The sequence below is a fragment of the Streptococcus sp. DTU_2020_1000888_1_SI_GRL_NUU_041A genome, assembly GCF_032387735.1.
Classification (GTDB): domain Bacteria; phylum Bacillota; class Bacilli; order Lactobacillales; family Streptococcaceae; genus Streptococcus; species Streptococcus sanguinis.
This window is the reverse complement of record NZ_CP135591.1, coordinates 30401-45163: the sequence shown is the minus strand read 5'-3', so window position 1 is coordinate 45163 and position 14763 is coordinate 30401. Positions and strand designations below refer to the sequence as shown.

Annotated in this window: 11 protein-coding genes; 1 reads left to right on the top strand and 10 read right to left on the bottom strand. The window is 46.8% G+C overall.

The genetic code is table 11. The annotated features are described in order from the left end of the window. Positions 1-1260 (bottom strand): phosphoribosylamine--glycine ligase, encoded by a 1260-nt coding sequence (gene purD / locus RSK81_RS00285; protein WP_004192668.1) that lies wholly within the window; start codon positions 1258-1260, stop codon positions 1-3. Between the two features lie 322 nt (positions 1261-1582). Here purD and RSK81_RS00280 point away from each other — a divergent pair, with 322 nt between their 5' ends. Then, the gene (locus RSK81_RS00280; RefSeq protein ID WP_315687018.1) at positions 1583-3538 is read left to right on the top strand and encodes a GBS Bsp-like repeat-containing protein; all 1956 of its coding nucleotides are present in this window, start codon (positions 1583-1585) and stop codon (positions 3536-3538) included. A 133-nt stretch (positions 3539-3671) separates the two neighbouring features. On the opposite strand, the gene purH is transcribed toward RSK81_RS00280, so the two are convergent. The 9 genes from purH to plsX form a co-directional block, all read right to left on the bottom strand. Further along, entirely contained in the window at positions 3672-5219 is a 1548-nt protein-coding gene (gene purH / locus RSK81_RS00275) for a bifunctional phosphoribosylaminoimidazolecarboxamide formyltransferase/IMP cyclohydrolase (protein WP_315687017.1), read from the bottom strand. Position 5220: 1 nt separating this feature from the next. After that, positions 5221-5685 (bottom strand): GNAT family N-acetyltransferase, encoded by a 465-nt coding sequence (locus RSK81_RS00270; RefSeq protein WP_002916802.1) that lies wholly within the window; start codon positions 5683-5685, stop codon positions 5221-5223. A gap of 44 nt (positions 5686-5729) precedes the next feature. Further along, positions 5730-6281 carry a phosphoribosylglycinamide formyltransferase gene (gene purN / locus RSK81_RS00265; RefSeq protein WP_315687016.1) on the bottom strand — a complete coding sequence of 184 codons (552 nt, stop codon included), beginning with the start codon at positions 6279-6281 and terminating at the stop codon, positions 5730-5732. Next, on the bottom strand, positions 6278-7300 hold the full coding sequence (purM, locus tag RSK81_RS00260; RefSeq protein WP_315687015.1) for a phosphoribosylformylglycinamidine cyclo-ligase: 1023 nt from the start codon (positions 7298-7300) through the stop codon (positions 6278-6280). The genes purN and purM overlap by 4 nt, the downstream gene beginning before the upstream one ends. Positions 7301-7359: 59 nt before the next feature. Then, positions 7360-8799: an amidophosphoribosyltransferase gene (gene purF / locus RSK81_RS00255; protein ID WP_315687014.1), complete on the bottom strand. Its 1440-nt coding sequence runs from the start codon at positions 8797-8799 to the stop codon at positions 7360-7362. A 98-nt stretch (positions 8800-8897) separates the two neighbouring features. Further along, on the bottom strand, positions 8898-12632 hold the full coding sequence (locus tag RSK81_RS00250) for a phosphoribosylformylglycinamidine synthase (RefSeq protein ID WP_315687013.1): 3735 nt from the start codon (positions 12630-12632) through the stop codon (positions 8898-8900). A gap of 19 nt (positions 12633-12651) precedes the next feature. Further along, a complete protein-coding gene (gene purC, locus RSK81_RS00245; protein ID WP_315687012.1) occupies positions 12652-13359 on the bottom strand; it encodes a phosphoribosylaminoimidazolesuccinocarboxamide synthase in 708 nt (235 codons plus the stop codon). A gap of 153 nt (positions 13360-13512) precedes the next feature. Then, positions 13513-13761 carry an acyl carrier protein gene (locus RSK81_RS00240; RefSeq protein WP_002898839.1) on the bottom strand — a complete coding sequence of 83 codons (249 nt, stop codon included), beginning with the start codon at positions 13759-13761 and terminating at the stop codon, positions 13513-13515. Between the two features lie 2 nt (positions 13762-13763). Then, a complete protein-coding gene (gene plsX, locus RSK81_RS00235) occupies positions 13764-14762 on the bottom strand; it encodes a phosphate acyltransferase PlsX (RefSeq protein ID WP_315687011.1) in 999 nt (332 codons plus the stop codon). Position 14763 lies beyond the last annotated feature (1 nt).

The window sequence follows — 14763 nt, the reverse complement described above, 5'->3', positions numbered from 1 at the left end:
TTACAAAGCCTTACCACCAATATCATGTCTATAAAAAAGTCCTGTTGTGTCTTGTTTTTTTAGTTGGTCGTAGATTCTTTCCTGCGCAGCTGAGACGGTATCTGCTGTGGTGACCAGCATGTACACTCGGCCGCCATTCGACAGCAGTGCTCTGCTATTTTCCGCAAACTTAGCCCCAGCATAGTAGGTGATGATGTCGCCGGCTGTCTTCTCCGGCAGAGGCAGGCCTTTCTTATAGTCCAGCGGGTAGCCATTTGATGCGACAACCACGCCAAGGGTCACGCCCTCATCCAGCCAGGTGATAGTCGGCTCCTTCTTGTCCAAAATGTCCGTGATGTTCTGCGCAAAGTCAGACGTCAAGCGCGGCAGGATAATCTGGGTCTCCGGATCGCCGAAGCGCGAGTTGAACTCGATGACCTTAGGACCATCTGCTGTCAGAATCAGCCCAGCGTAGAGCACGCCCAGATAAGGTCGGCCCTCAGTTATCATGCCTTTGAGAACCGGCTTGATAATCGTCTCAACTGACTGATCCACCACGCTTTGTGGCAAGTGAGGCACTGGCGCATAGGCTCCCATACCGCCTGTATTGGGCCCCTTGTCCCCATCATAGGCCCGCTTATGGTCCTGGGCCGTCGGCAGGATGTAAAACTTGTCGCCATTGACAAAGGCAAATAGGGAAAACTCCTCACCGTCTAGAAACTCCTCGATAACCACACGCGCACCGCTGTCGCCGAACTTATTGTCCAAGAGCATATCGTGAGTTGCCTCAACCGCCTGCTCTACGGTCTCCGCTACGACCACGCCCTTGCCCAAGGCTAATCCGTCCGCCTTGACCACGATAGGCGCTCCCTGCTTTTCGATGTAGGCTTTAGCTTCCTCAAAGTCGGAAAATGTGCCATAGGCTGCTGTCGGAACACCGTATTTGACCATGATTTCCTTAGCAAAATCCTTGGACCACTCCAGCTCCGCTGCTAAACGAGATGGACCGAAAGCCTTGAGTCCAGCTTGGTTAAAATCATCTACAATTCCAGCTGCCAGGGCATCATCCGGACCGATAAAGGACCAAGCAATATCATTCTCCTTGGCAAATTCAATTAGTTTAGAATGTTCGGAAATTCCAATGTTTACTAAATCCAACCCATCCAAGGTCATGCCATCATTTCCAGGAGCGACAAAAACCTGCTCCACATCCTTAGACTCCAACAACTTCTTGGCAATCGCGTGCTCACGACCGCCTGAACCAACGACTAAAAGCTTCATAGCTAAGATACCTCAATATCAAATATCACAGGCGCTTACGCACCAAGCTAACACACCACGTAAAAATTATTGCCATTTTTACGAATTATTTATCTAAATTATATCATAATCGTTCGTTTTATTCCATTCTAATGAGAAAAAGAATGCCTCTTCTATATGATCGCCGTAATTATTGTTGGCTTCTGCATTCTCCTTTTTGAGTGGATTGTACCCATTGTAGACAAAAGATATTCAGGACTTGTCAAATTTACTATCATTTTCAAATAAGTTTTCCGAATAATACAGGTGGGCCCATCCAAAACCATTCTCACAAAGGAGTTTTATGAAGAAATATCAAAAACTGTTTTTATTATCCGGAGCTGTCCTAGGTCTCTTTGCAAGCCACTCAACAGTTCATGCGACCGAAACGCCTGAATCTGAAGTCAAAATTCTAGGCCCTACTGATCGTGCCAGCAATGTCGATGTGACTGTGAACGATCGTACAGCCTCTATTAGTTATACCCGTTCCCAAGCTCAAGAACCTCATCGTATTCTCCACGCTGTTTGGTCTGACGAGAACGGACAGGATGATATCAAATGGTATGAAGCGCCATCAACAACTACTACTAACACTGACATTAACCTGAGTAGCCATCCAGGTTACGGAACCTTTCATGTTCATACCTATATTGATCTCTATGGAAAATTAATTGGTTTGAATGGAACAACCTTTACTCTCGATAAACCAGCCGTTAATGTCACCTCTAATATCCTAGGGAAAACCGCTCAAATTCACTTTAATCGCAACAAAGACCAAATAAATTCCAATATTTTACATGCTGTTTGGTCTGATGAAAATGGACAAGATGATATCAAATGGTACAATGCAGGACAAGATATTACTGAATTTGAACTTTCAAATCACAAAGGCTATGGAACTTATCACATTCATACTTATGAAAATAAAGATGGTAAGATGATTGGCTTAAACGGAACCACTTTCAATTTAGAAAAACCTAATCCTACTGTTGAGACCAGCTTCCCTCAGACCGGTATCATGGAAATTACTGTCAAAAACGTACCTGACACCATGCATCGAATTGTTCTTCCAACTTGGTCTGATAAGAAAGGGCAAGATGATTTACAATGGTACGAAGCAAGCAAAAATCCAGATGGCAGCTACAGCGCTCGGGTGGAACTCAGAAAGCATAACTACGACACTGGGACTTACAATATCCACCTTTACGGCCAAAGCTATGTTCAACCGGAATCAACTGGTATAACAGGAACGACAGTTGAAGTTGATAGTGGAAAATTGCCTTCTGAAGAGGAGCAAAAGCCGCTTTTTACTATAGAAAATATCAACCCCAAACAAGGAACCTATACTGTAAAAATCACTGAAACAGCTTTATCTAAACCCATAAAGTCTGTCCAAGTTCCCATTTGGAGCACTAGCAATCAGAGCAATCTTAAATGGTATAAGGCAACGCCTAACGGAGACGGAACCTTCAGTGCGACCTTTGATATCCGCAATCATCAGGCTTTGTCTGGGACCTATAATAATCATGTCTATATCACTTACAATGATGGTAGCGAACACAACTACGCAGCTGATCCCACACCAATGTCTACCGACCAAATTCAAGCCAAGGTTGCAGTCAAGAAATCCGATGCTAATCGCTACGAGGTGACAGTGACAGACGCCTACGGAGATGGCGATATTATTCTGCCAACTTGGTCAGAAGCCAATGGACAAGATGATTTACAATGGTATACCGCCAATAAGGTTGGCAATGGAACCTACAAATTCACCGTGGACACTCAGAAACACAAGGGGAACGGTCTATTCCATACCCATGTCTATCGTAGAAAAGCGGGACAACTGATTGGTTTGACTGGAACTAGCTATCAGGTTGAGAAATCAAGCGTTCAATCAGCTAATATTCAGCCAAACTATGCCGCTGCTAATGCGACAACTTATCCTGTCGGTCAATGTACTTGGGGAGCCAAGGCTCTAGCTCCTTGGGCAGGAAATTACTGGGGCAACGGCGGTCAATGGGCAGCTAGTGCCAGAAGAGCTGGATTCCGTACCGGCAGTACGCCTGAGGTTGGCGCCATCGCCTGCTGGGATGACGGCGGCTACGGCCATGTTGGTGTCGTCACGCATGTCGAATCCAATACCCGCATCCAGATCCAAGAGTCTAACTATCTCGGCAAGCAGTACATCAGCAACTTCCGTGGCTGGTTTGACCCAACTGCTTCCTACTGGGGCCGCCTGACCTATATCTACCCTAAATAAGTCGCTTTCGCGCTCCTCAACCACTTCAAACCAGTGCTTTGAGCAGACTGCTCCTGCTTAGTTTGTTCATGATTTTCATTGAGTATAAGTCTACTCAAAAATCCTCGGTCGAGCCGAGGATTTTTTCTATTTCTTAATGCCTAAAATGCCGTACGCTGGTGAATATCATAGTCAAGCCATGCTTGTCAGCCGCGATAATAGATTCCTCATCACGGACAGATCCACCAGGCTGGATGATAGCTTTGATGCCAGCGGCTGCGATCTCTTCGATATTGTCCGCAAAAGGGAAGAAGGCGTCAGAAGCCAGAGCGGCACCGTCAAGGCGATCTTGGGCTTGCTCAATAGCAATCTTGACAGAAGCCACACGGTTGGTCTGACCGGGACCGACTCCCAGCACCTGACGGTCATTGGTGATGATGATACCATTAGATTTGACATATTTGACGGACTTCCAAGCAAATTCCAAAGCCACACGCTCCTGCTCGCTCGGCTGGCGCTTGGTCACGACTTGCCAATCAGCTGGATTTTCCTCGATAACATCTTGGTTTTGCACGAGGAGACCACCTAGAACACCGGTCACTTCCTTCTCGGTTCCAGAAGCTGCTTGCGCATCAAAAGCCAACTCCAAAATCCGCAGATTTTTCTTTTTATTGGTCAAAATAGCTAGCGCTTCTGCCGTGTAGCTAGGTGCGATGATAATTTCTAGGAAAATACCGTGCATCTTCTCAGCTGTCGCAGCATCCACCTCACGGTTGAGGACGACAATTCCACCAAAAATAGAAACTGGATCAGATTCATAAGCATAGTCCCAAGCTGTCTCGATATCATCTGCCTGACCGATACCACATGGATTCATATGTTTTAGCGCCACAACAGTTGGCCGATACTTGAAATCTCGAATAATCCGAATGGCCGCATCGGCATCGCGAATGTTATTGAAAGACAACTCTTTTCCATTCAGCTGCTTGGCGGAAGCGATGGAATAGTCCAGTGGCAAGGCCGTCTGATAGAAATCCGCATCCTGCTGGGGGTTTTCCCCGTAGCGCATGGGCTGCTTGAGTTCATAGGTCAAGGTCAGCTTTTCAGGCTTGCTTTCGCCCACCTGATCCGTGAAATAATCTGCAATCAAAGCATCATAAGCTGCTGTATGACGGAAAACCTTCGCTGCCAAACGTTGCCGCGTTTCATAGGTCGTTTGGCCATTTGCTGCCAACTCTTCCAGAACAAGAGCATAATCAGCCGGATCTACAACAACTGTCACGCTGGCATGATTTTTAGCCGCAGAGCGGAGCATAGAGGGCCCACCGATGTCAATATTTTCCACTGCGTCCGCATACTCCACACCTGGCTTGAGAATGGTTTCTTTAAAAGGATAAAGGTTCACCACGACCAGGTCAATGAGTTCAATCTGATTCTCCTTGGCTGCTTGCAGGTGGCTATCCAAGTCCCGACGAGCCAAGAGGCCGCCGTGAATGTTTGGGTGGAGGGTCTTGACACGGCCATCCATCATCTCTGGAAAGCCAGTCACATCATCAATGGCAATGGTGCCCACTCCTTCATTGTCTAAGGCCACCTTGGTACCACCGGTTGAGATGATATCCCAGCCCAGAGCTTTCAGCTCTTTCGCAAATTCTACAATGCCTGTCTTGTCTGATACACTGATTAGGGCTTTTTTCGTCATTCTATTCCTCTTTCTTTAGATCCAAGCGCATAGCGACTTCGTTATTCTCTTCTATAAATCCTGTTTCCTGAAAACCCAGACTAGTCAGCAGGCGCTTCATTTTTTCATTTCCAACTACATAATCTGCGATAATATGACTACAAGCTCTATCCATCTGAGCCTTTTTGATCAGAACTTCCAAGGCTTTTCGACCATAGCCTCTTCCTTGGTACTGCTGACCAATCATTATCCGCCAGATAAAGTATTCCGCTTCATCCTTGTCTATTTCCAGTAGGAGAAAGCCAACCACTTGCTTATCCCAATAGATTGCCATCGGAAACACATCTTCATTTTTCCGGTAGAGCCATGCGTCAGCTAAAGAGCGCACATTTGGAGCCACGAAACGTGCTCGTTTATCAGCTTCAGATATTTTCAAATCCAGCACTGCCTGAAAGCTGCTCTCATCTACTAATTTCAGCTCAATCATTTTTTCTCCTAGCAATATTGCACAATCAAAACTTGATTTACTTCTTACCTTCTCCCTACCCCTAAACTCTCCAGCACTTGAGGATAGAGTTGATACTCGGCGGCATGGATGCGTTCTTCAAAACTTTCAATTGTATCATCAGCTAGTCGAGGCACGCGCACTTGCTGGATGATCTTGCCAGTGTCAACGCCCGAGTCCGCCCAATGAATGGTCACACCAGACTGGTCCACGCCAGCATTCCAAGCATCCTCAATGCCATGAGCGCCTGGAAATTCTGGCAGATAGGCTGGATGGATATTGATGATACGGCCTTCATAAGCACTAAGCAAGGTGGGCCCGATAATTTTCATATAGCCTGCTAGGCAAACCAAGTCAATCTGATGCGCTTCTAGCAGGTCTACAATGGCTTGCTCGTAAGCCACCTTGCTGTCAAACTCTCTAAGCTCAAAGGCATAGCTTTTGACACCTAGCTTATCCGCCCGATCAAGCACATAGGCATCGCGATGGTCTGAAAAAACAAATTCAACAGGAAACTGCTCAGCAATCACTTGGAAATTTGATCCATTTCCCGAAGCAAAAACGGCAATTTTTTTCATTTGATAAGGACACTTTCACTTTCTTTTTTGACAATCCGGCCAACTTCATAAACAGGCTCGTCAAGAAGTTCTTTGACACGATTCACATTTTCAGGAGCAACTGCCAAAATCATCCCTAGTCCCATATTGAAGATTTCAAACATTTCTTGGTGCTTGATATGACCATATTTTTCTAAAGCCTTAAAAATCGGCAAGACTGGAATCTTATCTTCTTCAATCTCAGCAGCCAAGTCATCGGCAAACATGCGAGGCACATTTTCGATAAAACCGCCACCAGTAATATGGGCAATCCCATGAACCAGCTTTTCCTTAATCAGCGGCAGCAAAGCCTTGACATAGATACGAGTCGGCTCAAGCAGCACTTCCTTGAGTTTCTTACCTTCCAATTCTGGCAGTTCTTCCTCACCAATATAGTCCGCAAAAACACGACGAACGAGAGAATAACCATTTGAGTGGATGCCACTGGAAGCCAATCCCAAAAGGACATCGCCCTCTGCGACGTTAGAGCCATCAATAATCTCTGACTTTTCAGCAACCCCGACAGCAAAACCAGCTAGGTCATAATCATCTTCACCGTACATACCTGGCATTTCAGCGGTTTCCCCGCCAATCAAGGCAGCTCCAGACTGAACACAGCCTTCAGCCACACCGGCAACAACTTGCTCCAGCTTTGCTGGTTCATTTTTCCCAGTGGCAATATAGTCCAGGAAGTAAAGGGGCTCAGCCCCTGCAGCAATGATGTCGTTGACACACATAGCCACACAGTCCTGCCCAATGGTATCGTGCTTGTCATACTGAATGGCCAGCATGAGCTTGGTTCCGACCCCATCCGTACCAGAAATCAGCACTGGCTCCTTGACCCCAGTCTGAGACAGGTCGAACATGCCACCAAAGCCACCCAGCGCCCCCATGACACCAGCCCGCTCTGTACGTGCCACATGCTTTTTGATTCGCTCAACAACTTCATAACCTGCTTCAACATCCACACCGGATTGAGCGTATGCATTTTTATTTGTCATAATTTTCTTCCTTACTCTTATTTTTGAAAAAGATTGCGACAAGAACCGCTGACCTCGTTTTAATAAAAACTTGTCTTTTCCTTCAGGCTTTCCAGATAGCGCTCTTCATAGTCATAGAGCGGAGTTGGGTACTGACCGTCAAAGTAAGCCACACAAAGTCCGCCATTCGGAGCTTCCGTCTCAATACCAACTGATTCAATGAGACCTTCCAGCGACAGGTAAGTCAAGCTGTCAGCTCCTATAATCTCACAGACCTCATCAACCGTATGATTAGCCGAGATGAGCTCGCGTCGATTCTGAATATCAATGCCATAGAAACATGGATATTTAAGTTCTGGACTGCCGATAGCCACATGGACTTCAGCTGCACCTGCATCTCGTAGGAGCTGGACGATGCGTCGGCTGGTTGTTCCCCGTACGATAGAGTCATCCACCATGACCACGCGCTTGCCCTTGACAATGCTGGAAACGGCAGATAATTTCATACGAACTCCTTGCTCTCGCAACTCCTGCGTCGGCTGGATAAAAGTCCGTTGGATGTATTGATTTTTAATCAGGCCCATTTCATTTGGCAGGCCAGACTCTTCGGAAAAGCCAGAGGCTGCTGACAGGGAAGAATTCGGTACGCCGACAACGATATCTGCCTCATGCTGGAATTCCTGAGCCAGTCTGCGGCCCATCCGCTTGCGGGCTGCATGGACATTGACCCCGTGAATGACGCTGTCCGGTCGAGCGAAATAGACATATTCCATTGAGCAAATAGCCAGCTGGGTATCTGTCGTATAGCTGTCGTAGGTCACACCTTTATCATCGATAATCACGATTTCCCCTGGCTCAAGGTCACGCACCCATTCGGCACCCACCACTTCAAAAGCACAGGTTTCACTGGAAACGACCCAGGCCCCATTTTTCATGCGGCCGATGGACAAAGGACGAAAGCCATTAGGATCCAGCGCAGCGTAGAGCTTGTCCTCTCTCATGATGAGATAGGCAAAGCCGCCCTGAATTCGTCTCAAGGATTCCTTGAGCTTGTCTAAGAAATTTTCCTGCTCGCTATGGCGAATCAAGTGTATGAGAATTTCCGTATCAGACGAGCTAGCAAAGATGGAACCCTTCTTTTCCAACTCCCGTCTCAGTGAATAGGCATTGGTAAGATTGCCATTATGCGCCAAGCCCATCTGCATATCATAGAAACTGAAAAAGAAAGGCTGGACATTGTTGATGGAGGCCCCACCAGACGTTGCATAACGGACATGGCCGATGGCTGCTTCTCCTGTCAGATTATCCAAGTCTGCTGGGTTTTTAAAGACCTCTGCAACCAATCCCAAATCGCGGTGGCGTTTGAGCTTTCCATGGTCGTTTGACAGGATGCCTGCTCCTTCCTGACCTCGGTGCTGCAGACTATGAAGTCCGAAATAGGTGACCTGAGCCGCCTGTGGATGGCCCCAGATTCCAAAAATACCGCACTCTTCATTCAGTGACTTTACTTCGTATGTCATTGTTTTACCTAAATTCTTTTGTCTTGTAAAAGGGAGAAAACCTGGCCTAACAGGCCAAGCAGACTCCTTCTTTGATTGCTTGCTCTTGCAAGCCAACTTTATTCGTGACTCGCTTGGAAATAACGAACGGCGCTTTCAAACAATTTCTGGTCTTTCTGACCTGGAATATTTTGGAAAAGACCGTCTTCATAACGCTCTGAGTGCCCCATCTTCCCGATGATTTGGCCGTTCTTACTCATAATTCCTTCGATAGCGTAGAGAGAGCCGTTTGGATTATACTTGCTGTCCATGCTTGGCTGACCGTCAAAGTCCACGTACTGACTCCAAATCTGACCATTGTCACGCAGCTCAGCAAATTCCTCAGCCGTCACGACAAATTTCCCTTCACCATGTGAAACCGGAATGGTATGGATATCTCCCACTTGCACACCAGCTAGCCAAGGCGAGTTGGTATTGGCAATGCGGGTTTCAACCATCTTAGCCACGTGCTGGTTGGCATCATTATAAAAGAGAGTTGGGCTGCTAGCCCCTGCTTCTTCGAAGTTCCCGTAAGGAAGAAGGCCGGATTTAACCAGAGCCTGGAAGCCATTACAGATACCAATGATGAGACCGCCGCGAGCAATGAAAGCATCGATGGCTTTCTTGACCTTCTCGTTTAGCAAGATGTTGACGATAAACTTAGCGGATCCATCTGGCTCATCTGCAGCAGAGAAGCCGCCTGCAAAGAAGATGATATTTGCCTTGTCAATGTTGTCAACCATGGTGTCAACGGACTGAACAATGGCTGCTTCATCCAAAGTAACGAATGGAACTAGATTGACCTTGGCTCCAGCTGCTTCAAAGGCTTTGGCTGAGTCGTATTCTGAGTTGGTTCCAGGGAAGACTGGAATGTAAACTAACGGCTCCGCTACTGTCTCTTTGGCTTTGATAACTGTATCAGAGACAAGAGCCGGCACTTCTTCAATAACTGTTTCCTGTTTAAATTCTGTCGGGTAGATAGACTCTAGTCGGCCTTCAAAGCTTGCCAAAAGCTCTGCTCCCTCAAGCTGGACACCATTGACAATCAGGGTAAAGTCTGGCTTGGTCTGACCGATCTTCACTGCGCCTGGAATATCCTGCTCCGGACTGGTAAAGACAAATCCGCCCAGTTGCGCCTGCAAAACGGAAGGCAAATCAGCAACATCCACTTGAGCACCGATGCGATTACCAAAGCTCATCAAGGCCAGACTCTCTGCCAGACCACCATATTTGACAGCAGCGGCAGCGGTAATCTCATACTTATCCTGAATGGCCGCAAAATTTTCAAAGTTATTCTTGATTAAGTCAAAGTCAATATCCTGAGACAGGAACTGCCCTGGCAGATAGTAGATAGACTCTCCTGCCGCCTTAAACTCTGGAGACAGGATGCGCCCAGCAGTTGAAGTAGTCACGCCAAAAGCTACTAAGGTCGGCGGTACGGTCAATTCTTCAAAAGTTCCGCTCATGGAATCCTTGCCACCGATAGACGGCAAACCTAGCTGAATCTGGGCTTCAATCGAACCAAGCAGAGCAGAGACCGGCTGTCCAAAACGCTCGGCCTGCTTATCCATCCGCTCAAAGTATTCCTGATAAGAGAAGCGAGCCTTGGACCAGTCCGAACCAGCAGCAACCAAGCGAGCTGTCGCTTCAATCACTGCATAAGCTGCTCCATGATAAGGTGACCAAGCTGCCACATAAGGATTGTAGCCCTGGGCCATCACAGATACAGTCTCTGTCTTGCCATGCTCAACTGGCAGCTTCTGCACAGAAGCCTCAGTCCGCGTAATTTGGTAGCGCCCGCCGATAGGATGATTGACAGTAGAACGACCAACAGAGCTGTCAAAGATGGTCTGCAGCCCCTTTTGACTGGTATGATTGAGGTCGCTGAGCAAGCTCTTGAGGTCCTGCTCCAAAGTCGCTTCAGAAGTCACAGTCTGCCCTGGCAATGCTGCTTGGGAATCCACAACCTTGGCATCCACAACCACGCGCACACCATTGGTATCTAGAAAACTCCGCTCAATATCTACGATGGTTTCCCCGTTCCAGTGCATAACCAGATTCGGCTTTTCTGTCACTTTTGCTACTACAACTGCCAGCAGATTTTCCTTAGCTGCTGCAGCGATAAATTGTTCCACATCTTCTGGGCGTACCACTACTGCCATCCGCTCCTGCGATTCAGAAATCGCGATTTCTGTACCGTTAAGTCCTTGGTATTTGAGTGGTACCTTGTCAAGGTCAATTTCCAGTCCGTCCGCCAATTCACCAATAGCTACGCAGACCCCACCAGCCCCAAAGTCATTGGATTTCTTAATCAGGCGAGTTACATTGCCATCGCGGAAGAGGCGCTGAATCTTGCGCTCCTCTATAGCATTTCCTTTTTGGACTTCCGCACCAGCCGTCTCCACAGACGCAGCTGTCTGTACCTTGGACGATCCTGTTGCACCGCCGACGCCATCACGGCCCGTCTTACCTCCCAGCAAGATGACCACATCACCTGCTACTGGCTTTTCACGGACAACATTTTCCTTAGGAGCCGCACCAACAACTGCACCTAGCTCCATCCGCTTGGCTACAAAGCCTGGATGGAAATACTCACGGACATAGGTCGTTGCTAGACCAATTTGATTCCCGTAAGAAGAATAGCCGTGCGCTGCAGTTTTTGAAATGACCTGCTGAGGGAGCTTGCCAGCCCGCGTTTCAGCAATCGGCTGAGTAATATCACCCGCACCTGAAATCCGCATAGCCTGATAAACATAAGAACGACCAGAAAGCGGATCACGAATGGCTCCTCCGATACAGGTCGCAGCCCCTCCAAAAGGTTCAATTTCTGTTGGGTGGTTGTGGGTTTCATTTTTAAACATCAGCAGCCAAGGCTCCTTGACACCATCCACATCCACTTCAATCTCTACTGAGCAGGCATTGATCTCATCAGACACTTCCATGTCATCCAGACGGCCATTAGCTCGCTCATAGCGACCAAAAATAGTCGCCATATCCATGAGAGTCTGTGGTTTATCCCCACGCCCCAGCTCATCGCGCATAGCCAAGTATTTATCATAAGTGACCTGCAGTTGCTTTTCAAACTTAGAAGCCGAAAAATCAATCTTCTTCAACTCCGTCTCAAAGGTCGTATGTCGACAGTGATCAGACCAGTAAGTATCTAAAACCTTAAGCTCAGTCTCTGTCGGGAAACGGCCAATCGACTTGAAATAGTCTTGAATAAAGAGCAAATCTGCCACTTCCATAGCCAGACCATGCTCCTGCTTGTAGGCCTTAAAGTCCGCTTCTGTATAGTCCTTAAAGAAGTCTAGAACCGGAATGGTCTTATCTGACTCGGAGAATTGCTCCAGCTGGATTGGTTGCTCAATATCTTTAAAGCGTGAATCAACTGGATTCAGCAAGTATTTCTTGATTGCTGCCAACTCGCTGTCTGAGATGTCTTTGTTGACCAAATAAAGCTGAGCGGTTCTCACCAGAACATCTGTCCCAGCACCGAGCAAAAAGAGAGCCTCCTGAGAGCTGGCTGCTCGTTGGTCAAACTGACCCGGCAGCGCTTCGATGGCAAAAAACGCTGTCTCTGCAAGTGCAGCCTCTACTTCCTCCCCCGTCAGCAATCTATCAGTCACTTGCTCAGAGAAAATATGCTTTTCAGCTCGAGCGACCAAATCTTCTGCCAGATGAAAGACATCATAAACTTGAATCATCCGAAGATCTGACAATGTTTTCAACTGAAGATTATGCGTCAGCTCTCTCACCAAGCTCTGTGACTTCACGCCGAAGTTACTCTTCTTCTCTACAAAAATACGCTTGTCCATGATTTTTCACACCCTGCCCTTATTTAATCGCCTGCAATTTTTCCCAAACAACCTGATAGACATCTGTCAGTTCACCAAGGCCACGCCGGAAAACATCCTTATCCATGTGATGACCTTCCGCATCCCAGAGGCGGCAATTGTCTGGTGAAAATTCATCTGCCAGAATAATCTTGCCATCTTTGTCAAAGCCGAACTCTAACTTGAAATCAATCAATTTCAGTCCGATTTGGCGGAACCAGTCTGACAAAAGCTCGTTGATTCGACGAGTCTCCTCTTTCAAAAAGGCAATTTCTTCGTCGCTAGCAATCTTCAAGAATTTCACATGCTCGTCATTGATGAAAGGATCGTCTAAATCGTCATTTTTGTAGTAAAATTCCACAATCGGAGTTTCAAGCACGATGCCCTCTTCTACTCCAAAACGTTTGGAAAAAGAACCCGCTGTGTAGTTGCGCAGCACCACTTCCAAAGGAATAATCTCTACTTTTTTATTTAGCTGGTCTGTATCCGAAACCTTCTCAATGAAATGCGTCGCCACACCAGCTGCATTGAGTTTCTCAAAAATAAAAGATGAAATCTGGTTGTTGAGCACTCCTTTACCAGCAATCTGCTCCTTCTTGACTCCATTAAAAGCCGTTGCCTGGTCCTTGTAGCGTGCCAGAATGACTTGCTCATCATCTGTAGAGAAAATATCCTTAGCCTTTCCCGAATATAATAACTTATTAGACATTTTAATATTCGCCTTTCGTGGTTTTATACCCTCATTTTATCATCTTTGAATATATTTTACAAGAAATTCCGTATAAACTTTATGTACCTAGTTAAAGAAATCGTTTCCTTTCCAAGATACGAAAAAAGACCGGAAGATACCGATCTTTGATTTTTAATGTTGCTTCTTCAGTTTTTCGTGGATATAAGCCACCACGTCGGAAATTGTTTTGAAGTTATCCATATCCTCGTCAGGAATCTCAATATCAAAAGCTTCTTCCAGATTGATGATAAACTCCATCAAATCAACAGAGTCCACTCCCAGTTCTTCTTTCAAATTCAACTCTGGAGTGACATGCAGCTTACTGCTGTCATGTTCTTGAATGATTTCGACAATTTTTGCATAAATTTCTTTTTCGCTCATGGTTACTCCTTTGCATCTGAAAATTCAATGACCGATTTACCAACAACATCCGTTTCCAACATGGTCCGAATCTGACGAATCGTGCTATAAACAGCCTTAGCATCGCTAGAGCCATGCGTTTTGACAACAGGCGCTTTCAAACCGAATAGAACTGCACCGCCTGCACTAGAATAGTCTAGACTATTTTTGAGCCCTCGCAGGCTATCCTTGAGCAACCAAGCTCCCAATTTAGCTTTGAAACCACCGCCTAAAATAGACTTCTTCAGCTGACCCATGATACTGATAGCAGTTCCTTCGATTGATTTCAGAACAGCATTACCAGTAAAGCCATCTGCAACGACAACATCCGCCACATCATTCATCAAATCACGCGCTTCTACATTGCCGATAAAGTTAAGTGTCGAATCCCCAGCTAAAAGCTCGTAGGCTTCCTTGCGCAGAGGGTCGCCCTTGCTACTTTCTGTTCCGTTATTCAAGAGACCCACCCTCGGCTTCTTGATTCCTCGGACATTTTCAGCATAGAAAGAACCCAAAGTCGCATACTGGTGTAAATGATGGGCTGTGTTTTCAGCATTAGCTCCCAAATCCAGCATATCAAATCCCTGACCTCCAACCGTTGGCATAGTAGATAAGAGCCCCGGTCGGTCAATATTCTTGATACGCCCCACGATAAAGAATCCTGCTGCCAAAAGTGCTCCAGTATTTCCAGCAGATAGCATAGCATCTGCTTCCCCTGCCTTCACAGCCTTGGCTGCCAGTACCATACTAGCCTCTTTCTTCTGACGGATGGCCTTGGTCGGCTCGTCGTCCGAGTCAATCTTCTCCTCCGTGTGGATGATGCGGATCCGCTCACCAGCAGTCAGATAAGGCTTGATTTTCGCTTCATCGCCATAAAGGAGAATTTCAATATCCAAAAACTCCTGTACCGCTCGATTAGCTCCTTCCACCAGAGCCTGAGGGGCATTGTCCCCTCCCATAGCATCAACAGCTATTTTTTTCATT

What these genes read in the sequence shown, in the direction of transcription:
- purM (WP_315687015.1), bottom strand. Translation starts at nt 7,300, where the DNA reads ATGACAAATAAAAATGCATACGCTCAATCCGGTGTGGATGTTGAAGCA.
- RSK81_RS00280 (WP_315687018.1), top strand. Translation starts at nt 1,583, where the DNA reads ATGAAGAAATATCAAAAACTGTTTTTATTATCCGGAGCTGTCCTAGGT.
- RSK81_RS00250 (WP_315687013.1), bottom strand. Translation starts at nt 12,632, where the DNA reads ATGGACAAGCGTATTTTTGTAGAGAAGAAGAGTAACTTCGGCGTGAAG.
- purC (WP_315687012.1), bottom strand. Translation starts at nt 13,359, where the DNA reads ATGTCTAATAAGTTATTATATTCGGGAAAGGCTAAGGATATTTTCTCT.
- purH (WP_315687017.1), bottom strand. Translation starts at nt 5,219, where the DNA reads ATGACGAAAAAAGCCCTAATCAGTGTATCAGACAAGACAGGCATTGTA.
- purD (WP_004192668.1), bottom strand. Translation starts at nt 1,260, where the DNA reads ATGAAGCTTTTAGTCGTTGGTTCAGGCGGTCGTGAGCACGCGATTGCC.
- plsX (WP_315687011.1), bottom strand. Translation starts at nt 14,762, where the DNA reads ATGAAAAAAATAGCTGTTGATGCTATGGGAGGGGACAATGCCCCTCAG.
- RSK81_RS00240 (WP_002898839.1), bottom strand. Translation starts at nt 13,761, where the DNA reads ATGAGCGAAAAAGAAATTTATGCAAAAATTGTCGAAATCATTCAAGAA.
- purF (WP_315687014.1), bottom strand. Translation starts at nt 8,799, where the DNA reads ATGACATACGAAGTAAAGTCACTGAATGAAGAGTGCGGTATTTTTGGA.
- RSK81_RS00270 (WP_002916802.1), bottom strand. Translation starts at nt 5,685, where the DNA reads ATGATTGAGCTGAAATTAGTAGATGAGAGCAGCTTTCAGGCAGTGCTG.
- purN (WP_315687016.1), bottom strand. Translation starts at nt 6,281, where the DNA reads ATGAAAAAAATTGCCGTTTTTGCTTCGGGAAATGGATCAAATTTCCAA.